This is a genomic window from Glaciimonas sp. CA11.2 (assembly GCF_034314045.1).
In the GTDB taxonomy this organism is placed as follows: domain Bacteria; phylum Pseudomonadota; class Gammaproteobacteria; order Burkholderiales; family Burkholderiaceae_D; genus Glaciimonas.
Genome location: NZ_JAVIWL010000001.1, coordinates 4,982,238 through 5,003,324 on the forward strand (window position 1 = coordinate 4,982,238; position 21,087 = coordinate 5,003,324).

Here is a 21,087-nt window from a genome sequence, read left to right on the forward strand (position 1 = left end):
TCTTTTTTGTGACGGGTATTTCCCAAGCACACAATTAATAATATTATAAAAGCCCTCAATTTAGCGCCACTACGGTGCTAAATCAGTCCCAAGATGGTGCCTTGTGCACGCATTAAATGCAACCGCGCACCAAGCTGAATCCGCAGTTAACATTCACCTATCACCAATCAAGTCTTTTAGATTATTGCATGTCCACGACCATGTATACATCAACGACGACATCAACTAATATACCAACGGACACACCCATTCACGCAGGCAACTTACCGTTTGCATCAACATCGATTATCACAATTAAGGGTCGACAATGGCGAAGCGTTTGGCATCACTAATGGTTTATGGGGTCTATGGCGTCTCTGGTTTGTTGGCTGGCATCGGCGGTTCTGCCAATGCGATGACCATCAATATTTCTCTGGATAACGATCCCGGCAAACTTGATCCGACCCGCTCATCGATGATCGCCGAGCGCATGGTGTATCAAAGCATCTTCGACAAATTGCTCGATCTGGACGAGACTGGCAAGATCATTCCCATGCTGGCCCAGCGCTGGACCATTTCGGATGACAAAAAAACCTATACGCTCTTTCTGCACAAGGGCGTCAAATTCCAGGATGGCACACCGTTTAATGCCAAAGCGGTGGAATTTAATCTGCGCCGCGGACAGGAAAATAACTCCCTTCGCAAAAATGATCTCAAATACATTAAGCAGATCACAGTCGTGGATGACGCGACGGTGAAGCTTGAACTGAGCGAGCCGTTTGCACCGTTTTTATCGATCCTCACTGATCGTGCGGGCATGATGTCATCACCCGAAGCCGTGAAAAAATTTGGCGACGACTACGTCAATAATCCGGTCGGTACGGGTCCCTTTATTTACAAGGGCCGTCTGAAAGGCGCCACACTAACGCTGGATAAAAATCCCAATTACTGGCAACCCGGCTTGCCTAAAGCGGATCAGGTGGTCTACAAGATCATGTCCGACGTCAACGTCGCATTCAATAATTTGCGCAGCGGTCAGGTGGATATCACCAATCGTTTTCCGTACAAAGAACTCAGCAACAGCAATCCCGGTGCCAAATATACGGTCATCAACAAACCTTCACTCGGCTTCCGTGGTTTCTATTTTAATACTTCCAAATCGCCATTCGATAAAAAAGAAGTACGCGAAGCGATTGATATCCTGATCGACCGCGTTGCTATTGCCAAGGTGGTCTATAACGGCGCTGTATCTCCCGGCCATTCACCCTTCAGCAAATCCCAATTCGCTAACGGACCTTTGGATCTTCCCCCAAAAGTCGATCTGGCAAAAGCCAAGGCGTTGTTAAAGGCCGCTGGCAAAGAAGCTGGATTCTCGTTTCGCTTGACCTTGCCGACCACGCCGGAAGAGTTACAAGTCGGTCAGATGATACAAGGCATGCTGCGCCCTGCCGGCATCAGCGTCACGCTAGAAAAAGCCGACTTGGCGACCCAAATTGAATCTGGCAAAGCGGGTACTTATGAAGCGCTGATGGTTGGCTGGAGCGGCCGCCCCGATCCCGATCAGAATATCTATGATTTTGCGGTCACCAACGGTTCGCTGAATTATTCCAAATACGGCACCAAAGAAGTCGATACGCTGTTGCAGCAAGCGCGGATCGAAAGTGATGACGCAAAACGGAAAGTTTTCTATGATCAGGCGATGCAGATTCTGGTCAGCGATGTGCCGTATGTTTATCTGAATCATGACAACGTCCTGTTCGGTATTGCGAAGGCCGTCAAAGGATTCAAATTCGTGCCCGATGGCGTGATCAGAACTGTGACGCTTTCCAAATAGACCTCACCGATACAAGTTACCCAAACCCATGCCTAAGATTTTGAAACGGATTTTGCTGGTTTTGCCGACGTTGTTGCTGGTAAGTATCGTGATTTTTTCGTTGCTTGCCATTTTGCCTGGTGACCCCGTAACCGCCATCCTAGGACAAGAAGCCACGCCCGAAGCAGCACTTGCATTGCGGGCGCAACTGGGGCTGGACAATCCTATCTATGTGCAATACGGGCATTGGCTTTGGGCAGTTTTACACGGTGATTTAGGACGCTCCTTTGTTGACCATACTCCGGTAGTCGATAGTCTGATGCAACGACTTCCCGTGACCATCGAGTTGGCACTGGGAAGTTTTCTGGTGGCCGTTCTGATTGCCGTACCGGCCGGGATCATGGCGGCTGCCCGTCCTCGCGGTGTTGCCAATTATGTCAGCACATTTATCGCATTGTTTGGCATGTCCGTACCGCATTTTTGGCTCGGCATGATGTTCATCGTATTGTTTGCGGTCAAGTTAGGATGGCTTCCCGCATCTGGTTACGTCCCTTTTATGGAGGACTGGCGCGGCAATCTTCTCGCCATGCTGATGCCGGTAGTGGCAACGGGATTGCGCGAATCGGCGATCCTTATGCGGATGGTGCGCAGCAGTCTGCTGGAAGTATTAAACGAAGATTACATCCGCACTGCATTCTCAAAAGGTTTAAAAGACTGGCAAGTCGTCATCGGTCATGCTTTGCGTAACGCGATGATCCCTGTGGTGACCGCGAGCGGCTTGATGGTCTCTGGCTTGCTCGGCGGTTTAGTCATTACTGAGAGCATCTTTGGGATTCCCGGAATGGGAAAAATGATCGTCGATGCCATCTTCCAGCGCGATTATGTGACAGTACAAGCCGGTGTCATGGCGGCGGCCTTGATGGTCATCATCGTCAATCTTGCGGTAGATCTGCTTTACAGCATGATCGATCCGCGTATCGCTAAATAGAGGATACGCATGAATCAATTGCATCAACCTCTTGCCCAAACCGGGCAAACCGGACAGACCCAACCAGCAAGTCCGGTCAATGCACTCCCGCAAGTAGTGCGCTTTGCCGCCTTGCGCCGCTTCGCAGCTAACCGTCTGGCTGTGGTCGGCGCGGTAATTATCATGCTGCTGATTTTGATCGCCATATTTGCACCGTTGATGGCGACGCATGACCCCATTTTTGATCAGGACTACGGCAACATTTTGTCGTCCCCTAGCAGCGCGCACTGGATGGGAACCGACGACTTAGGGCGCGATATTTTTTCACGCATGGTGTTCGGAGCGCGAATCTCGTTGCAAGCGGCGCTGATTGCTGTCGGACTGGCTTTTTTTATCGGCGTACCAATCGGTATTGCAAGCGGTTATTTCCGCGGATTTTTGGATGAATGGATCGTGATGCGGGTGGTAGATGCTTTGCAAGCTTTCCCTTCATTAATTCTCGCGCTAGCCCTTGCCGCAGCGTTGGGCGGTGGTTTTTATAACGCGATGGTCGCCATTGGGATTGGTTTTATTCCGGCCTTCATCCGACTCGCCCGCGGGCAAGCAATGTCTATCCGCAATCTGGATTACGTCATGGCGGCGCGCTCGGTCGGTGCCACCGATCTACGTATTATGCGACGCTACGTTTTGCCTAATGCAATGGCGCCGTTGGTCATTCAAGCGACATTTGCGATGGGCTCGGCGATCATTGCCGAGGCTGGATTATCGTATCTGGGCATAGGCGCAAGACCGGAAGACCCAAGTTGGGGCTCGATGCTGCATATCGCGCAGGGTTACCTGAATACCAATCCGACATTGGCATTGTGGCCCGGCATAGCGATTTTTACCGTCGTGCTCGGATTCAATCTTCTCGGCGATGGCATTCGTGAAGTCTTTGATCCCAAATTAAGTCGCTAAAGAAAGCTGATCCATGCTGGAAGTCAACAATCTCAAGGTCGAATTTAAAAGCCATGGCAAATCCGTCGCTCCGGTAGATGGCGTATCGTTCACCGTCGGCGACAACGAAACCGTCGGTTTACTTGGCGAATCCGGCTGCGGAAAAAGTGTCACTGCCCTTTCCGTATTGCGGCTATTTCCCATGGCGAGTAAGCCGATATTAAGTGGTGACGTGCGCTACGGTGGACGCGATTTGTTGGCGGCCAATGATGCAACGATGCGCAGCATTCGCGGCAAAGAGATCGCGATGATCTTTCAAGAGCCGATGACCTCACTCAATCCGCTCCATCGTATAGGTACGCAGCTTGGTGAAATGCTCCGCATGCATACCACGCTTGACCGTCAGCAGGTTGATGCGCAGGTCATCGCCATGCTACAACGCGTCGGCTTGTCGCGCGCAACACAGTTAATTGACGATTATCCCCATAGTCTCTCGGGCGGTATGCGCCAACGTGTCATGATTGCCATGGCCCTTTTATGCAAGCCAGGACTATTGATTTGCGACGAACCGACTACGGCGCTGGACGTGACCATTCAAGCGCAAATCCTGGACCTGATGCGCGACCTTAAGCGGGAACAGGGAACGTCCATTTTAATGATTACGCATGATCTCGGCGTAGTGGCGGAAATGTGCGAACGGGTCGTGGTTATGTATGCCGGACAAGTGGTAGAACAAAGCACAGTGCGCGACCTGTTCGACGCGCCTGCCCACCCTTACACGCAAGCTTTAATGCGCGCACGCCCGGCGCTGGATAGCATTCCCGGCCAGCCGCTCATGGCAATCCCGGGATCGGTGCCACTGCCGGGATCAGTCGCAACGGGTTGTCGCTTCGCGGCACGTTGCCCCAAAGCAGACGACCGCTGCCGTGCGTTAATGCCAGCGCTACAACCAGTCAAATCCAATCACTTGGCGCGATGCTGGTATCCGGGCTGATCCCATCAAATCCTTGCCGAATTTGAAGCCGACTTTAAAGGCGAATTTAATGCCGAATTTAACGACTATGCCGACACTCACATGACTTCACCAACGTTACCGCTACTGCAAGTCTCTGGACTCAAAAAACATTTTCCATCAGGAACCCGCGGTTTGCCGCCGGTGAAGGCGGTCGATGACGTTTCGTTTGAGATCGCCGAAGGCAAGACGCTTGGATTGGTTGGGGAATCCGGTTGCGGCAAATCGACAACCGGACGCAGTGTATTGCGCCTGATTGAACCAACTGGCGGCGCGGTTCATTTTATGGGTCAGAATCTTGGTGGATTATCAGCGTCTAAATTGCGTGCCATGCGCCGCAATATGCAAATGGTGTTTCAAGACCCGTTTGCCTCGCTCAATCCACGCATGACAATCGGCGAAGTGCTGGAAGAGCCATTGATCGTGCATCAACTGTTTGACCGAGCAACCCGTAAACGTAAAGTCGCAAAAATACTGGACGTGGTAGGACTCAGCCAATCCTATGCTGGCCGTCACCCGCATGAGTTCTCGGGCGGACAGCGGCAGCGCGTAGGGATTGCCCGCGCCATCATCACGCGTCCCAAACTGGTGGTCGCTGACGAGGCGGTATCGGCATTGGATGTCTCCATTCAAGCCCAAATTCTCAACTTGCTGTTAGATTTGCAAAAAGAATTGGGACTCACCTATTTATTTATCTCCCACGATCTAGCCGTGATTCGCCACGTCAGCGATACCATCGGCGTCATGTATCTGGGGCGCATGGTTGAGTATGGAAATTGCGAGTCCGTTTATAAAGCACCGAAGCATCCCTATACGCAAGCGCTACTATCCGCGATTCCACGTGAACATCCCGATCAGATTCGCCAGCGCATCGTATTACAGGGCAGCATTCCCAGCCCGACCGCGCCACCGACCGGTTGCCATTTTCATCCCAGATGCGCATCTTGCATGGACATCTGCAAAACGCAGGCCCCGCCGCCAGTTCAAACCGCTCCCGGCGAATATGTGACTTGTCACCTTTATTCTTAGCCACCTTATTGTTAATATCCTTTATAGCTAACCGCCTAGAAAGAATGTATGCCATCCTTCAACACTAATCACTATCCCTACGCTTCCCGCCGAAGTGCAGTCTTCGCCAATCGCGGCATGGTGGCAACATCGCAACCCTTGGCTGCGCAAGCTGGTTTACAGGTTTTGCAAGCTGGTGGAAATGCCATTGATGCAGCCATCGCTGCGGCCGCCGCGCTGAGCGTGGTCGAGCCAACCGCTAACGGTATCGGAGGCGACGCCTTCGCCCTGATCTGGCACAAAGACAAGTTGCACGGGCTCAACGCCAGCGGCGCGGCGCCGCAGGCCATTTCGCTCGAAGCCCTTAAAGCCGCGGGACATACCAGCATGCCAAAATACGGCGCATTGCCGGTGACTGTGCCGGGGACACCGGGCGCGTGGGCCACCATGGCAGAACGTTTTGGCAAGTTGCCGTTGACCCAGTCGATGGCTGGTGCGATCACTCTGGCGCAAGAAGGATTCCCCGTTTCGCCGATGATCGCCGTAGCTTGGGAAGCGGCGCATAAAGGCTTCACCATCAACCTGAAAGAAGCACACTTCAAGCCATGGTTCGACACCTTCGCCCCGCAAGTCCGTGCGCCCCGTGCTGGTGAAATCTGGCGTTCCGCAGACCACGCCCAAACGCTACGCACTATCGCTGAAGATAACGCCGAAAGTTTCTATCGCGGTGCCTTGGCAGAAAAAATCGCCGCCTGTGTACGTGGTGCTGGCGGCTATCTGGATGTCGCCGATCTGGCCGCTTACAAACCGGAATGGGTCGATCCGATCAGTGCCAATTATCGTGGCTATGACGTATGGGAAATTCCGCCAAATGGTCATGGCTTGGTGGCGTTGCTGGCACTGAATATATTGAAGGGATTTGATTTCAGCGAGCGTGATGCGTTGCTGACCTATCATCGTCAGATCGAAGCGATCAAGTTGGCTTACGCTGACGGTCTGACACATATTGCTGATTCTGGTCACATGCGGGTGTCGGTTAAAGATTTGCTGTCCGATGGTTATGCCGACGAGCGTCGCAAACTGATCGGGCAACGCGCTAACTTGCCTGTGGCTGGTGAACCGCCGCGTGGGGGAACCGTTTATCTCAGCACCGCTGATAACGAGGGCAATATGGTGTCGTTCATTCAGAGTAATTACATGGGCTTCGGTTCTGGATTGGTCGTGCCGGGCACTGGCATCGCGCTGCATAATCGTGGTAACAACTTTACTTTGGACGCTTCTCATCCTAATTGCCTGGGGCCTGGCAAGCGGCCTTATCACACTATTATTCCTGGCTTTCTGACCAAGGATGGGCATGCGGTTGGGCCGTTTGGTGTGATGGGAGGCTTTATGCAGCCGCAAGGACATGTGCAGATGGTGATGAATACGGTGGATTTTGGCTTGAATCCGCAGTCTTCACTTGATGCACCGCGTTGGGAATGGGAGACTGGTAACAAAGTTAGTATTGAGCATACTACTGTTGAACCGTTGTTTCGTGGTTTGAGTGGGTTAGGTCATGATGTTGCCTGGTCTGGTAATCAGCTTGGATTTGGTCGTGGGCAGATTATTTGGCGCGATGAGTTTGGTGTGCTTTGTGGTGGTACGGAGCCGCGTTCGGATGGGTGTGTGGCGGCTTGGTGACGTTGGTTTTTTTGACGTTTGAATGTTGATTTAAATTTTCTTTTAAGTAGTGTCGATTTGGTTAGGTTAGGTTAGGTTAGGTGGTTGTTTAGGTTAGTTGGTTGTTGAGACGGTTGATGCTCCGTGGATGCTTGTCGGGGGTAGCCCGACAGCTAGTTACTTTTTCTTGCTTCGCCAAGAAAAAGTAACCAAAAAGAAGGCGACCGCAACGACGCCGCCCTGCGGGTTCCCAAGTATTTCAGCCGCCAGTCGGGTTGAAAGACCAACTCGCTACGCTCAAACATGTCTTCCAACAATTCCCGACTGACAGCTGAAATACTTGGCAGCGTCCATGACGGAGTACGTCAAGGTCAACTTCAAGAACAACCGCAACGTCAAAGGTGGCTGCGCCTGCAAGGTCAAAGGCAACGTCAACTGTGGCTGCGCCTGCAAGGTCAAACGCAACTGCAACTGCAACTGCAACTGTGGCTGCGCCTGCAACGGCCTTTATAGTTGATGTGATTTAGTTTTGTACTAACCTCATCTACAAGCTTTATATGAATACGCACTTTAGACTGATTTTCGATAACGACAAATAAATCATCATGAAGAAAATCTCAATCACCCGCGTTTTATCCGAGTTACCTGACTCGTCTGAATCGGTTCCAGCCATTACTGGTGGTGAGCCTGTTAAATCAGTTTCACTGCCTGAATATGTCTATGCAAAGTTACGCGAAGATATTTTTGAGATGCGGCTGTTGCCGGGTGATCAAATCACGGAAACTGATATCGCAGCTCATTTCAAGGTATCCCGTACACCCGTGCGTGAGGCTTTGCAACGTTTACAGGGTGACGGTCTTGTGCAAGGCTATGTGCGTGGCGGTTGGGAAGTTGTGCCGATCAATTTAAAACGTTTCGAAGATTTATACGAATTTCGTAAACTGATCGAAGTACACGCGGTCGGCCGCCTTTGCGCTGGATTAGCCGGAGGATTAGCCGATGGTGGCGCGGTCAATGGTGCCTTGATCGATAACCTCAAAGCGATCTGGTGTGTGCCGGTGAGCGAACGCTTGACTGATGGCGGCCAGGTCGCTGCTATGGACGAGGTATTCCATCAAACCTTGGTGCGTGCGAGTGGAAATCTGGAAATGGCAAGTGCTTTTGACCGCCTGACTGATCGCATCCGTATCGTACGGCGTTTAGATTTTGTCTACGGTGATTGCGTACAATCAACCTACGATGAACATGCGGCGATTTTGGCGCAAATCAGCGCGTACGCGGGTGGGGAAGCTATTCGACTGATAACGGAACACATTGAAGGTAGCCATGCCGAAGTGAATCAAATTACGTTGCATAGCCTTCACAGCGCACGTGCCGCGGCGTCAACCGAGCGAGTGCGTTATGCGGCGGTAAAGGTATTGCGCAATGCTTGATCAGGTATTTAACACCATTATTCTGACACCGTCATTTCGCGCTTAGTTACGCAACATAAAAGACATCGCCGACAAGCTATTTAATATCCTGACAGCGTATTGCACAGAGGGTGCAGAGAAGCTCACATTAACACCATCAATCCTCTGCAATATCGGCAGTTGACAGAAACAATCTGCCAGCGCAGGACTCTGCGTTTGTAGCTTGCAGGTGATCTGTGGCTGTAGAACGAACGGAGCGGCGTCTTTAATCGTGTGCATTGCGGCTTCGGCGCCTTCGGCTAGCAACGTAACAGCACGTTGTGGCGATATCGAGATGCCGCTGGTATTTCCTTGCGCCATTTTTACGCTGATCAGATTGGCTTGTGGAAATAGCAGTTTGGCCTCATCAACGAAGATATCGTCACCGCTGCCAAAAATCACCGGGACGCCGAACTCTCCGGCCAGTGCGCCGTAGATTCCAGCCTCTCCTAACTCCAGATCATTGAGCCAGACTCGGGCGAAGGCGAAGCTGTTGATGGTGTGCGCGAGGATACCGCTACTTTGTGAGCGGCCGTGATAGCCGACCATCATCACCGCGTCAACGCCGGTCTCGACGCCGCTCATCATTCCTAGCAGGCGGGGTTTGCCGAGAATTGCGCTGGCGGAGGGGTGCAATAGATCCGGTAGGAGGTTACGAAAACCGCCGTGTGAGTCATTGACGAGGACTTCTGTTGCTCCTCCGGCGAATGCGCCCTCGATTACTGCGTTGGCTTCTAGTGTCATTAGGCGTCGTGCACGTTCGTACTCGGGATTACCGGCGCGGGTTTGTTCGGGATGGAATACGCTGGCAATGCCCTCTATGTCTACCGAGATAAGTATTTTCATTGTGGTCATTCTTAATTAGGTCTTCTATTGCGATGGTTTGAGTCGTCTGTAGCTGAAACGGTTGCGGCTCCGCGGGTGCTTGTCAGGGATTAGCCCGGCGGGCTTCCTCGCCGAGAAAGTGCAACGATAAGGACACGGCTCTTTCGGGTTGTTGTATCAAATACAGTCGTCGTTAATTATTGCGGTTGCCGCTCCGTGGGTGCTAGTCGGGGGTAGCCCGACAGCTAGTTACTTTTTCTTGCTTGGCTCGGCGCCCCCCACCAAGAAAAAGTAACCAAAAAGAAGGCGACCGCAACTGACGCTGCCCTTCGGATTCCCAAGCATTTCAGCCGCCAGCCGGGTTGAAAGACCAACTCGCTGCGCTCAAACATGTCTTCCAACAATTCCCGACTGACAGCTGAAATACTTGGCAGCGTCCATGACGGGGTAGGTCAACTTCAACTTCAACTTCAACGGCAACGGCAACTTCAGCTTCAAGAACAACCGCAACTTCAAAAGTGGCTGCGCCTGCAAGGTCAAGAGCAACGTCAACTGTGGCTGCGCCTGCAACTGCAACTGCCTAAATAGTTGATGTGATTTAGTTTTGTACCGATCTCATCTACAAGCGTTATATGTTAATACGTCTTAATTGAATTAATTACGTTTAGTAGTATCGTCACCAGACGCCGCCACATCCCGCAACGATCTGCGCAGATGACCGTCCCGCCCTTCCACTGTTTCAGCTGCAAACAAGGCATTAACTATCGCTTGTTCAGTGCTCTCAGCCACGGCCTGAAACAACGGATCAAGCACGCTATCGTGCAGCGTTGTCCATTGTTGTGTCGCGCAATCGGGACGGTATGAAACCGTTTGCGTGGTCGAGAACGCTAGCGCTAGGTCGCCGCTGCCGTGTCCGTAGTTGGAGCCGGCGCGACCAAGACCGATACCGCAGCGCGTGGCTAGACGTCTTAACTGACGTGCATCCAGCGGTGCATCGGTTGCGATAATCATGATAATTGAACCCATTTCCGGCGCGTCGTTTAGAGGCAACCAAGGATGGGCCAAATTGAGTTGATGCAGTTGTTCGCCGATGTTGATGCCGGCCAGTGTCAACTCAGGGAGTTTGCCGAAGTTCGCCAATACTAATGCGCCGACACAATATTGTTGACCATTAGCGCCGCCAATGTTGGCGTAGCGCGATGCAGAGCCGATGCCGCCTTTCAAGTCAAAGCAGGACATGCCACGGCCTGCACCCACGGAACCTTGTAAAAATATCGGTTCTGCGGCGTTCAATGCATGCTGGTAATGCTCGGTAGTGACCGCCATCGCCTGAATATCGTTGAGGTAGCCATCATTACATTCAAATACCAACGGATTGAGAGTGGGATCAGCGCGCCCGATTTCGGGATTCGTTTTGATCGCTGAGATGATCTGTGCGGTGGCGACCGTGCCTACCGACAGCGTATTGGTCAACGCAATCGGCGTCTCCAGCACGCCTAGTTCCTGCAACTGTACCAAGCCGATACTTTTGCCAAAACCATTGAATACCACGGCTGCGGCAGGCACTTTGTCGCGGAACGGGTCACCGTCGTGGGGGCGGATGACTGTCACGCCGGTCTGTATCGCACCTTGCATCAAAGTGACGTGACCAACAGTGACGCCAGCCACATCGCTGATCGCATTGTTGGGGCCGGCAGCGAGCGAGCCGATGATAGGAATGGATAGCATCAGCGACGATCGATCTTAGGGTCCAAAGCATCCCGCAGACCATCTCCTAGCAGATTAAATGCTAGCACCGTAAAGAAAATTGCCAGACTCGGGAAGATCGCAATATGTGGCGCTGTCATCATGTCGGCACGTGCCTCATTGAGCATCGCGCCCCACTCCGGCATCGGCGGCTGTGCGCCCATACCAAGGAAAGACAGACTCGCTGCGGTAATAATCGAGGTACCGATACGCATCGTGAAATATACCACCACAGCCGACACCGTACCGGGAAAAATATGCCGCAAGATAATCGTGCGATCATTCGCGCCAATACTGCGCACCGCCTCAATAAAAGTCAGATGCTTCAATACCAGCGTATTGCCGCGTACCAGGCGGGCAAAGGTGGGAATGCTGAAAATAGCCACCGCGAAGATGACGTTCGACATACCGCTACCCAAGATCGCAACGATACCGATGGCCAGCAAAATGCCGGGGAAAGCGAACAATACGTCGCAGATACGCATAATGATGCGATCGGCCCAGCCTTCATAATAGCCCGCGATCAGACCGAAAAATGTACCCACGATTGCGCCCACCGCCACCGATGAAAATCCTGCGGCAAGAGAAATCCGCGTACCCATCAATATACGGCTAAAAATATCGCGGCCCAGAGAGTCGACACCGAACCAGTGCGCCAGCGATGGACCGGCATTTAGTGCATCATAATCAAAATAGTTTTCTGCGTCATAGGGCACCAAATACGGTGCTGCTATTGCCAACACGATCAAAAACAATACGAAGCAACCGGCTGCGACGGCCAGATGTTGCTTCTTGAACTTGCGCCAGAACTCACTCCATGGTGTCCGAATAGAAGTGGGAAGCGGGGCTAAGACAGCAGCCACAATAGCGGCACTGCGGACGGATGGAAGATCGCTGGTTGGGTTCGACACGGCCGGCCTCACTTGTAACGGATGCTCGGATTGATGACGGCATACAACATGTCAACGATCAGATTAATAAAGATGAATTCGAGCGAGAACAACAGAATCTCCGCCTGAATAACCGGATAGTCACGCATATCAACCGCGTCAATCAGCAGCCGCCCCATGCCCGGCCAGTTAAAGACCATTTCCACCACGATAGAACCGCCCAGCAAAAAGCCGAATTGCAGGCCCATCATCGTCACGACCGGAATCAGCGAATTGCGCAAACAATGTTTAAGAACGACAACAGTTTCAGAAAGTCCCTTGGCTCGTGCGGTTCTCACAAAATCTTCTTGCAGAATCTCTACAAAAGATGCACGGGTAAAACGCGCCATCACCGCAGCGACTGCCGCGCCAAGGGTTAGCGACGGCAAGATATAGTGACGCCAACTATCTGCACCAATCGTCGGCAACCAGCCAAGCTTGACCGAAAACAGTTCCATCAACAGCATGCCAAGTGCAAACGCCGGGAATGAAATCCCAGACACTGCCAATGTCATGCCTAGTCGATCAGGCCATTTATTGCGCCATACCGCAGAGACGATGCCAATGAACAAACCAAAGAATACCGCCCACACCATGCTGGTCACCGTCAGCAAGAACGTAGGCCAAAACCGCTCCGCAATCTCCTGACTCACCGCACGCTTGGTACGTAGCGAATGTCCGAAGTCACCCCGCAAGGCATTGCCGAAATAATTCAAAAATTGCTGATGAATCGGCTTATCCAGACCAAGATCGTGACGAATCATCTGCACCGTCTGGAGATCCGCTTCGGGTCCCGCAACCAGACGCGCAGGATCGCCCGGTAACAAATGGACGAACATAAACACCATGACCGCAACAATCAGCAAGGTCGGTATCAGGCCCATCAGGCGTTTTAATACATAAGGAAACATGGCACGTTCTGGTAAATGGTGAATCTGCAATTTCTACAGAGCCAGCCGGGATGAGTGATGTTGCATGATGTTGCGTTATTTTTTTGCACTATCTGGCGAGCGGTCTTGCAGCCGCAATATGGCATTAGCGGCATTAGCAACTTTTACGGCATTACTCCAAGTCTGCGACCACCCCATCGCCTTTTCCTGCTGGTACAACTTTATTTGATGGGAGTGAATGATGTGTTTTTATTCCATTCATTCCCATCAGCAAGTGACGACTATTTCAATTCTATTTCGTCGAAATTGAACGATCCATCAGGCATCACAAACATACCGCTCAGATTTTTGCTTCGTGCGTACAGCAATTTTTCAGTCACGAGGAAAGCCCAAGGTGCATCCTTCCAGATTTCAGTCTGCGCATCTTTGTAAAGAGCAGTTTTTTGCGCACGGTCAGTGGTAGTGAGCGCATTGGCGATATCAGCATCCACCTTGACGCTCTTGTAATAGGCGGTATTGAACAACTTAGGTGGGAACGATTCCGACGCTAATAATGGACGCAAGCCCCAATCCGCCTCGCCAGTAGACGACGACCAACCTGTGTAATACATCCGTACCGGCGCCGTGGCGGGATTCGGTGAACTTTCCACCTTCTCCACACGTTGTCCGGCTTCCAGTGCCATGACCTTCACTTTGATACCAACCTGCGCCAACTGCTGCTGAACAAACTGAATGATTTTCTGCGCTGTTGTGTGGTTATAGGCTGACCACAACTCCGTTTCGAAACCGTTCGGATATCCCGCTTCAGAAAGTAATTGCTTGGCTTTTTTAATGTCGTAAGGCCAAGGACCGGTTTTCAAGGCGTAATCGACGCCTTGTGGCAACACGCCATCTTGCGGCACGGCATAGCCATTAAAGGCAACTTTTACCAGCGCTTGTTTATTGATCGCGTAATTGATCGCTTCGCGTACTTTTGGGTTATCAAACGGCTTTTGTTGCGTGTTCATCGAAATGTAACGTTGCACAATCGATGGCGAAGAAATCAAATCCAAATTGGTCTTGCTCTTCAGCAAATCAGCTTGTTCATAAGGCAGTGGAAACGCAAACTGTGCCTCGCCGGTTTGCATAATCGCGCTGCGGGTATTGTTATCGATGACCGGCTTCCAGGTAATGCTATCAATCTTCGGATAACCTTTTTTCCAATAGCCGTCAAACTTGGTCACTTTCAAATAATCGGTTTGCTTCCATTCCACAAATTTGAAAGGGCCAGTACCGACCGGATGGAAAGCAATTTCCTTGTTACCGTATTGCTTCAAAGCAGTCGGTGAAATCATCGCGGCAGAAGAATGTGCCAGCGTATTGATAAATGGCGAGAAAGGTTCTTTCAACGTGATCTTGGCTTCGTAGTCATTGACAACATCGACCTTAACAATCCGATTGAACAGATTAAACCGTTTAAGTTTATTATCCGGATTGATCACCCGTTCGAGCGACATTTTGACCGCATCTGCCTTGAAATCAGTACCGTCCTGAAACTTCACATTTTTGCGCAGGCGGATGGTGTACACCAAACCGTCTTTGCTAACGTCATAACCTTCTGCCAGCACATTCACCAATTTCAAATCTTTATCAAAGCCAAACAAACCTTGATAAAACGACTTAATCACTGCTTGTGACAACGTATCATTACTATCATATGGGTCCATCGTAGTGAACGTCGACGCGACTGCCAGCGTGACATCTTTGGCGGCAAAAGCCTGCCCCGCTGCAAGTTGTGCTGCCAGTGCGACTGCGGTGCTGACTAGCACTTTGCCGATCGGTTTTCCATAAAAATGTCGCGCTGAAAGCATGTTATTTCCCCTGGTTCAGATTTAATTCAAGATTGGTTAGGCAGATACAAATGACTATTAAAGCAAAAAAAACAAGAAAAATAGTGGACGAATCACGCCCCAGAATTAAGCGCAGAATTGACGCCTTATTCATTCGCTAGTGCAGCTAAGAAAGTAACGCACTCGAGGCGATTTTGCATAAGTTGCATCCTATTTAAAAAGCGCCACCTACCTTATGCATAGCCACAAAGTGTCCCGGGCCAACTTGCCTCAACGGCTCAACCAACGGCAGATCGCCGACTGCACGAATGGGACTAGGAATTTCATCCTGCTGCAACGCGCGTTTCCGATGACGCTGAGTTGGATCAGCGACCGGCACGGCAGCCATTAACTTGCGGGTATAAGGATGCTGCGGATTTTCAAAGATTGCACGGCGCGGACCAATCTCCACAATTTGTCCGAGATACATGACCGCCACCCGATGACTGACGCGCTCCACCACAGCCATATCATGTGAAATAAAGATGAACGAAATACCTAATTCTTGCTGCAAATCCAGCAGCAAATTCACAATCTGCGCCTGTATCGACACATCCAGTGCCGAGACTGATTCGTCCGCAATCACTATCTTGGGATTCAGTGCTAACGCACGCGCGATACAAATGCGCTGACGCTGACCGCCAGAGAATTCATGCGGATAGCGCTGTGCATGTTCCGGCAGCAAACCTACCCGCTCCAGCAAATACGCCACCCTGTCTTGTGCGCCTTTTGCCATGCCATGCACCAACAGCGGTTCCATGATGGAGTATCCCACCGTTAAGCGTGGATCAAGGGAGGCGAACGGGTCTTGGAAAATAAATTGAATCTCACGCCGCAGCGAACGCAATTCCGAGCGCGGCAAAGTCGCCAGATCACGACCACCAAACTCCACGCTTCCGCTGGTGATATCCACCAGTCTCAACAACGAACGTCCAGTGGTCGATTTGCCACAGCCCGACTCGCCAACCAACGCCAATGTCTCACCCGGATAGAGATCAAAACTAATTTGTTCGACCGCATGCACGCGCTGCCTAACGCGACTGAAAATACCGCTTTTTATATCGAAGCGCGTCGTCAAATTGCGTACTTTTAGCAACGGCTGTTGCGTCGGATCTGCACCGGGAATCGACCGGACCAACTGCGCTGCATCGGCCAGGTCCACGCTCATCGACGGTACAGTTCCAGCGATGGCAATTCGCTCCGGCAAGTCGGTCCCTTGCATTGCACCAAGACGCGGCACTGCCGCCAGCAACGCACGCGTATAGGCATGCTGCGGTGCTGCAAAAATCCCGTGTACGACCCCTTCTTCGACCTTTTCACCCTGACGCATGACAACTACCCGGTCTGCGATTTCTGCAACGACGCCCATATCGTGGGTGATGAACATCACGGCCATTTGCATTTCATCCTGCAAAGCGCGGATTAGTTGCAATATCTGGGCCTGAATCGTCACGTCCAGCGCCGTAGTTGGCTCATCCGCAATCAACAGTGACGGCTTGCAAGATAGCGCCATCGCGATCATTACGCGTTGGCGCATTCCGCCAGATAATTGATGTGGATGCCGATCCAGCATCCGCCGTGCTTCTGGAATCCGCACGATCTCCAGCATACGTAATGCTTCAGCGCGTGCAGCAGAAAAGTCCTTGCCCTGATGCAGTCGAATCGACTCAGCGATTTGCTCACCCACCGTAAACACGGGATTAAGTGACGTCATCGGCTCCTGAAAAATCATCGCGATTTCTGCACCACGGATGTGCCGCATCGTATTTTGATCGGCGCTTGCCAGATCAATGGCGCTGCCATTACGACGGTGAAACATCATCCGACTGGTGTTGGATATCTTGCCGCCACCATAATCAATCAAGCGCATAATCGCTTGTGAAGACACTGACTTACCGGAGCCCGATTCACCCACAATCGCCAATGTTTCCCCCGCATCAACATGGAATGATAGCCCTCGCACTGCTTCGACCGACCGCTCCGAGGTCACAAAACTGACCCCAAGCTGATCCACGGTCAACACACGGCGCGCAACTGGATTGCGCAACTCTTCAGACGCTGGCACTTGGTGCGCTGATTGGGTCATGGTCGTCATGGTGGTCATGATCCGCGTCATTGGCTATCTGACTTATAAATTGCCGTCAGCGGCGATTCGCCGACTCTTGCGACGCCGCGATACATACCTTCAGTATTAAAAGGAAACGTCACATTACCTTTTGCATCGATAGCAATTAACCCGCCACGACCGTTATAACGCGGCAACAATTCCATCACCACCTGTTCGGCCGCATCTTTTAGCGATAGTCCCGCATACGCCATCCGCGCTGAAATATCATACGCGGCGACAGTACGCATAAAGGCTTCGCCCGTTCCGGTAGCCGAAATAGCCGCCGTACGATTGTTGGCGTAACAACCCGCTCCAATGAGCGGCGTATCGCCCACCCGGCCTATACGTTTATTTGTAATCCCGCCAGTCGATGTCGCCGCCGCCAAGTTACCGTGCGAATCAAGCGCTACCGCCCCAACTGTTCCAAATTTATTATCCGGATCGATGGGCGCAATCTCGGCAGCAGCGTTGCCAGCAGCTTCGCTAGTCGCATCATGATCCAACAACATCATGCCGCCCTGATTACGCGCACGTAGCCACTGCGCATGACGCGCTTCGGTATGAAAATAAGCAGCATCGACAACCGCAACACCATAATCCGCCACAAAACTTTCTGCACCCGCACCCACCAACAAGATGTGTTCGCTATGCTCCATCACGGCACGTGCCGCCAATATCGGATTGCGCAGATGGGAAACATTGGCAACCGCACCGGCAGCCAACGTCGCGCCATCCATAATCGCTGCATCCAATTCGTGCGTTCCTGCGGACGTGTAGACCGCCCCTTTGCCGGCATTGAACAGCGGGCAATCTTCCAACATACTGACCGCAGTAGCAACGGCATCTATTGCGCTGCCGCCATCCGCCAATATTTTTTGACCAGCGCGAAGGATGTCATTCAAAACTTGGTGATACGCCCGCTCTTGCTCGGTATTCATCGCGCTGCGCAAAATCGTACCCGCACCACCGTGGATGGCGATCGTCGCGGAGATGGCTGAAGTTGAAATTGCGGTTGTCACGTTAGCTCAGCCTTTTTGGGAAGTGATTTGATTTTTCCTGTCTTAGTAACAGGTAATTTAGTAGCAGCCGACTTAGCACCGGCAGACTTAGTATCCGCAGACTCATCAGCGGCTACTTTTAGCAGCGACGATTTCTTATTGGTTTTGCTGGCCTTCACAACTGGCTTACTTTGTTCAGCGTCAGACTTTTCCTGCCAGTCCGGATAATGCAACCAAGGCAGCACAAATTCAGTCATTTTCGATGCAGCATGGACGGAGCGATCCGCCCGATGCGCAACCGCGTCGCAGGTTGCCTGAATCAGCGCCAGCGCCGCAGCATCCGAAGTTGGCGACAATTGACGCTCGGTCTGCGCATACAACGTCACATCGGCCAACGGCACCAACGGCGAAGTTGGCACATCGGTAAACGCCAGCAACTGCGCGCCGCGCTCCTTCGCCAGCGTTGCCAGCGTGATCGTATCCGAGACATAACGCGGGAAAGCCATCGCAATCACCAGATCGCGTTGATCCACTTTAAAAAACTGACGCGCTGTCTGCGACGGGCCGCCTGGCCCAGCCACCGACAACACATTGCGACAATACGGCTCCAATCCATGCGCCGTGATACCGGCCAGATGCGCACTTGCCCCAAACCCAAGCACAAAAATGCGCTCCGCCTTGAGTATCATGCTGACCGCCCGATCACACAGTTCCGGCACCAGCGCCCGCTTGGTCGCCTCCAGATTCTGAATATCCGCAGCCAGCGCATTCGCCATGATTTCTGCACTAGTCGCCGCCCGCCCAACCTGATCGCGCAGCTTTTCAACCGGTGCTAACGACGATGCAAAATCCAATACCAACGCCGCCCGAAACGCGGGATAGCCATCAAACCCAAGAGCATGCGCAAAACGATTTGCCGTCGCCAGAGAAAAGCCAACAACGTCAGCCAGTTCATCAATGGTCATCGTCGCCGCCCGAAAGACATTCGCCAAGACGTAATCAGCAGCCTTCCGGTGCGCCTTTGACAGCTCGGGATAAACTTTGCCTATACGCTGGGCAACGGCGCTATGACGTTGCCATGCATTTGCAGTGTGATGTTGCACCCGATATCTCGCTCTCATTATTAAGTTATGTAAATATATTCTCAAAACATTTTTATGTAAAGAAAATTTATTTTCATTTTTAAAGCGTTAAAAATTGCACAGAACTATGCAAAAAATAGGTGATTTCATGCTTAAATACACAATATTGCGTATAAACAAGAAATGCAAAAAAATGCACCGCTGAGGCATAACCTGAAGAGTAAAAGTAGAGAAAAGACAGAGCAAAGGCAAAATATGCGCAGCCACGTAACAGGAAAAATCATCAGCTTTGCTTTAGCGCTCGGCGTCGTTAGCGCCCTATTTTGGGTGATGTCGACATCAATAAATTTACCGCAAAAAGACAAACCACAGCCATCGCCGCAAACCACCGACACTCCGAGCAAAGCTAGCCTCGCTCCAAATAATCCTCCAAATCGAGAGCCAAACCAAACAATCCAATCCGATCAGCAGAACCAAATATACAAATGCAGAACCAACAATCGGGCAAGCTACTCGGATCAAAAATGCGGCGATACGCAAAGAACGACCACCGTTAACATCCACGAAACAAGCGGCGGATTTATCAGCCCAGATCCACACACCATCGCGGACACACGCGCAAAAATAAGAACAGAAATGCAGCAGCCAGGTGCAACCGCCATCGTCTCTGACTCAACGACGAATAATCCTCCTTATGAATGCACGTATCTTGCTGCGGAAATTAACGCGATTGACGCTGCGTCGAGAGAACGTCATACAGGACAAGAGCAACAGCGACTTCGGTTGAGACGAGAAGAGGTGAGGACGCGGGAGTTTCGTTTGGGATGTTGAGGTGTGTGATTCACGCACACTCGTTTCACATTCCTAAAACAAAATCGTCGCGATAATTTTGCGCATGAATCCGCTCTTTGGGCGTTGCAAAATAAACTGCAAACTCTTACAAAAGTAAAGTTTTGTCTGCAATTTTAGCCAAGCGCTTCGCTTGCAGAAATGTATAAAGAATATCGGCCCAAAGCGCACTAAAAAGTAACGGAGCCTGACCGATTAAACGCCCTCTAAGCGCTTGCTCTTTGATTATTTTAAAGAGACTAAGCCAGAAAAAAACAGAAGCACTAGTACAAATATTGAACAGAGGATATAATTCCACCCCTGTTGGGGCGTTAGCTCAGTTGGTAGAGCAGCGGACTCTTAATCCGTAGGTCGTGTGTTCGAATCACACACGCCCCACCAAGCTACATAAGGCTCTCCGAGATATAGCGGGAACCTTTTCATTTTTTGTGGTGGGGGAAATTTTGTCTAATCTTCTCAATCGCAGCCTTAAGCGAGTCATTCGCAAGGTGCGCATACCGCTTTGTACTGCTTGCAGACTTAAATCCCAATACAGCGCCGACAGTATATTCCCCGAAAGATGGAAGGCTCGGACGAATGTAAATTTATCTAACCGTCTGTTGATATCCTATTCTGAATCTTGCATGATTTTCTCTCCTTGGGATCAACTTACTGCGTAACGTGAGTGATTTTTATGGAATGGGCGGGGATAAATTATTAAAAAAGTGATCACCGTGTTTACCTAACACACACAAAATCGAACAAAATGTTTCCAAGGAAGGAAATTTCAAGGTCTGTGTACTCCTAACCGATCACATAGCTCATAACGGTTTGTCGCCAGAACAGGCGGAACAAATCGCCCAACAGATGGCGCTTGGGCCGGACTACTTTAAGGGGTATATGGTATCGACTGAGGTGAATCGTATAGGCAGAAGTGATCCGTCCATCGTTGAAGCGCTTGGTTAGAAACTGGAGTTAGCGCCCTTTCC

The 21,087-nt window shown here is 51.3% G+C and carries 18 protein-coding genes and 1 tRNA gene; 11 read left to right on the forward strand and 8 right to left on the reverse strand.

Features of this window, described 5'->3' with window-relative positions; all coding sequences use genetic code 11:
* Nucleotides 1-331: 331 nt before the first annotated feature.
* The 8 genes from RGU75_RS21510 to RGU75_RS21545 all read left to right on the forward strand — a co-directional run bounded on the left by RGU75_RS21510 (nt 332) and on the right by RGU75_RS21545 (nt 8,807).
* On the forward strand, nt 332-1,813 hold the full coding sequence (locus RGU75_RS21510; protein WP_416186889.1) for an ABC transporter substrate-binding protein: 1,482 nt from the start codon (nt 332-334) through the stop codon (nt 1,811-1,813).
* A gap of 28 nt (nt 1,814-1,841) precedes the next feature.
* Complete coding sequence (locus tag RGU75_RS21515) at nt 1,842-2,780, forward strand: ABC transporter permease (RefSeq protein ID WP_322239497.1); 939 nt, start codon at nt 1,842-1,844, stop codon at nt 2,778-2,780.
* Nucleotides 2,781-2,789: 9 nt separating this feature from the next.
* Nucleotides 2,790-3,716: an ABC transporter permease gene (locus RGU75_RS21520; protein WP_322239499.1), complete on the forward strand. Its 927-nt coding sequence runs from the start codon at nt 2,790-2,792 to the stop codon at nt 3,714-3,716.
* A 13-nt stretch (nt 3,717-3,729) separates the two neighbouring features.
* Nucleotides 3,730-4,689, forward strand: a complete 960-nt coding sequence (locus RGU75_RS21525; protein WP_322239501.1) for an ABC transporter ATP-binding protein — start codon at nt 3,730-3,732, stop codon at nt 4,687-4,689.
* Between the two features lie 81 nt (nt 4,690-4,770).
* Nucleotides 4,771-5,736: an oligopeptide/dipeptide ABC transporter ATP-binding protein gene (locus RGU75_RS21530; RefSeq protein WP_322239503.1), complete on the forward strand. Its 966-nt coding sequence runs from the start codon at nt 4,771-4,773 to the stop codon at nt 5,734-5,736.
* A gap of 48 nt (nt 5,737-5,784) precedes the next feature.
* Nucleotides 5,785-7,395 carry a gamma-glutamyltransferase family protein gene (locus tag RGU75_RS21535; protein WP_322239505.1) on the forward strand — a complete coding sequence of 537 codons (1,611 nt, stop codon included), beginning with the start codon at nt 5,785-5,787 and terminating at the stop codon, nt 7,393-7,395.
* A gap of 282 nt (nt 7,396-7,677) precedes the next feature.
* Nucleotides 7,678-7,887 carry a hypothetical protein gene (locus RGU75_RS21540; protein ID WP_322239507.1) on the forward strand — a complete coding sequence of 70 codons (210 nt, stop codon included), beginning with the start codon at nt 7,678-7,680 and terminating at the stop codon, nt 7,885-7,887.
* 92 nt (nt 7,888-7,979) lie between these two features.
* The gene (locus RGU75_RS21545) at nt 7,980-8,807 is read left to right on the forward strand and encodes a GntR family transcriptional regulator (RefSeq protein WP_322239509.1); all 828 of its coding nucleotides are present in this window, start codon (nt 7,980-7,982) and stop codon (nt 8,805-8,807) included.
* Nucleotides 8,808-8,849: 42 nt separating this feature from the next.
* Here RGU75_RS21545 and RGU75_RS21550 read toward each other — a convergent pair whose 3' ends face one another.
* Nucleotides 8,850-9,671 (reverse strand): M55 family metallopeptidase, encoded by an 822-nt coding sequence (locus RGU75_RS21550; protein WP_322239511.1) that lies wholly within the window; start codon nt 9,669-9,671, stop codon nt 8,850-8,852.
* A 369-nt stretch (nt 9,672-10,040) separates the two neighbouring features.
* Here RGU75_RS21550 and RGU75_RS21555 point away from each other — a divergent pair, with 369 nt between their 5' ends.
* Entirely contained in the window at nt 10,041-10,238 is a 198-nt protein-coding gene (locus RGU75_RS21555; RefSeq protein ID WP_322239513.1) for a hypothetical protein, read from the forward strand.
* A gap of 66 nt (nt 10,239-10,304) precedes the next feature.
* Here RGU75_RS21555 and RGU75_RS21560 read toward each other — a convergent pair whose 3' ends face one another.
* The 7 genes from RGU75_RS21560 to RGU75_RS21590 form a co-directional block, all read right to left on the reverse strand.
* A complete protein-coding gene (locus RGU75_RS21560) occupies nt 10,305-11,378 on the reverse strand; it encodes a P1 family peptidase (protein ID WP_322239514.1) in 1,074 nt (357 codons plus the stop codon).
* Nucleotides 11,378-12,262 (reverse strand): glutathione ABC transporter permease GsiD, encoded by an 885-nt coding sequence (gsiD, locus tag RGU75_RS21565; RefSeq protein WP_322240723.1) that lies wholly within the window; start codon nt 12,260-12,262, stop codon nt 11,378-11,380. The genes RGU75_RS21560 and gsiD overlap by 1 nt, the downstream gene beginning before the upstream one ends.
* 53 nt (nt 12,263-12,315) lie before the next feature.
* Nucleotides 12,316-13,236: a glutathione ABC transporter permease GsiC gene (gsiC, locus tag RGU75_RS21570; RefSeq protein ID WP_322239516.1), complete on the reverse strand. Its 921-nt coding sequence runs from the start codon at nt 13,234-13,236 to the stop codon at nt 12,316-12,318.
* Nucleotides 13,237-13,496: 260 nt separating this feature from the next.
* Complete coding sequence (gene gsiB, locus RGU75_RS21575; protein ID WP_322239518.1) at nt 13,497-15,065, reverse strand: glutathione ABC transporter substrate-binding protein GsiB; 1,569 nt, start codon at nt 15,063-15,065, stop codon at nt 13,497-13,499.
* 193 nt (nt 15,066-15,258) lie between these two features.
* Nucleotides 15,259-17,169, reverse strand: coding sequence for a dipeptide ABC transporter ATP-binding protein (locus tag RGU75_RS21580; protein ID WP_322240726.1), 1,911 nt, complete (start codon nt 17,167-17,169; stop codon nt 15,259-15,261).
* Between the two features lie 26 nt (nt 17,170-17,195).
* Nucleotides 17,196-18,209: an isoaspartyl peptidase/L-asparaginase gene (locus RGU75_RS21585; protein WP_322239520.1), complete on the reverse strand. Its 1,014-nt coding sequence runs from the start codon at nt 18,207-18,209 to the stop codon at nt 17,196-17,198.
* Entirely contained in the window at nt 18,206-19,309 is a 1,104-nt protein-coding gene (locus RGU75_RS21590; protein WP_322239522.1) for a MurR/RpiR family transcriptional regulator, read from the reverse strand. Before RGU75_RS21590 ends, RGU75_RS21585 begins: the two co-directional genes overlap by 4 nt.
* Nucleotides 19,310-19,453: 144 nt before the next feature.
* Between RGU75_RS21590 and RGU75_RS21595 the strand changes: the two genes are divergently transcribed.
* Both RGU75_RS21595 and RGU75_RS21600 read left to right on the forward strand, forming a co-directional pair.
* Nucleotides 19,454-20,101 (forward strand): hypothetical protein, encoded by a 648-nt coding sequence (locus tag RGU75_RS21595; protein WP_322239523.1) that lies wholly within the window; start codon nt 19,454-19,456, stop codon nt 20,099-20,101.
* A gap of 323 nt (nt 20,102-20,424) precedes the next feature.
* A tRNA-Lys gene (locus RGU75_RS21600) sits at nt 20,425-20,500 on the forward strand.
* Nucleotides 20,501-21,087 lie beyond the last annotated feature (587 nt).

What these genes read in the sequence shown, in the direction of transcription:
- RGU75_RS21540 (WP_322239507.1), top strand. Translation starts at nt 7,678, where the DNA reads ATGTCTTCCAACAATTCCCGACTGACAGCTGAAATACTTGGCAGCGTC.
- gsiC (WP_322239516.1), bottom strand. Translation starts at nt 13,236, where the DNA reads ATGTTTCCTTATGTATTAAAACGCCTGATGGGCCTGATACCGACCTTG.
- RGU75_RS21535 (WP_322239505.1), top strand. Translation starts at nt 5,785, where the DNA reads ATGCCATCCTTCAACACTAATCACTATCCCTACGCTTCCCGCCGAAGT.
- RGU75_RS21530 (WP_322239503.1), top strand. Translation starts at nt 4,771, where the DNA reads ATGACTTCACCAACGTTACCGCTACTGCAAGTCTCTGGACTCAAAAAA.
- gsiB (WP_322239518.1), bottom strand. Translation starts at nt 15,065, where the DNA reads ATGCTTTCAGCGCGACATTTTTATGGAAAACCGATCGGCAAAGTGCTA.
- RGU75_RS21555 (WP_322239513.1), top strand. Translation starts at nt 10,041, where the DNA reads ATGTCTTCCAACAATTCCCGACTGACAGCTGAAATACTTGGCAGCGTC.
- RGU75_RS21525 (WP_322239501.1), top strand. Translation starts at nt 3,730, where the DNA reads ATGCTGGAAGTCAACAATCTCAAGGTCGAATTTAAAAGCCATGGCAAA.
- RGU75_RS21545 (WP_322239509.1), top strand. Translation starts at nt 7,980, where the DNA reads ATGAAGAAAATCTCAATCACCCGCGTTTTATCCGAGTTACCTGACTCG.
- RGU75_RS21560 (WP_322239514.1), bottom strand. Translation starts at nt 11,378, where the DNA reads ATGCTATCCATTCCTATCATCGGCTCGCTCGCTGCCGGCCCCAACAAT.
- RGU75_RS21550 (WP_322239511.1), bottom strand. Translation starts at nt 9,671, where the DNA reads ATGAAAATACTTATCTCGGTAGACATAGAGGGCATTGCCAGCGTATTC.
- RGU75_RS21590 (WP_322239522.1), bottom strand. Translation starts at nt 19,309, where the DNA reads ATGAGAGCGAGATATCGGGTGCAACATCACACTGCAAATGCATGGCAA.
- RGU75_RS21510 (WP_416186889.1), top strand. Translation starts at nt 332, where the DNA reads ATGGTTTATGGGGTCTATGGCGTCTCTGGTTTGTTGGCTGGCATCGGC.
- RGU75_RS21580 (WP_322240726.1), bottom strand. Translation starts at nt 17,169, where the DNA reads ATGACCCAATCAGCGCACCAAGTGCCAGCGTCTGAAGAGTTGCGCAAT.
- RGU75_RS21515 (WP_322239497.1), top strand. Translation starts at nt 1,842, where the DNA reads ATGCCTAAGATTTTGAAACGGATTTTGCTGGTTTTGCCGACGTTGTTG.
- RGU75_RS21520 (WP_322239499.1), top strand. Translation starts at nt 2,790, where the DNA reads ATGAATCAATTGCATCAACCTCTTGCCCAAACCGGGCAAACCGGACAG.
- RGU75_RS21595 (WP_322239523.1), top strand. Translation starts at nt 19,454, where the DNA reads ATGCAAAAAAATGCACCGCTGAGGCATAACCTGAAGAGTAAAAGTAGA.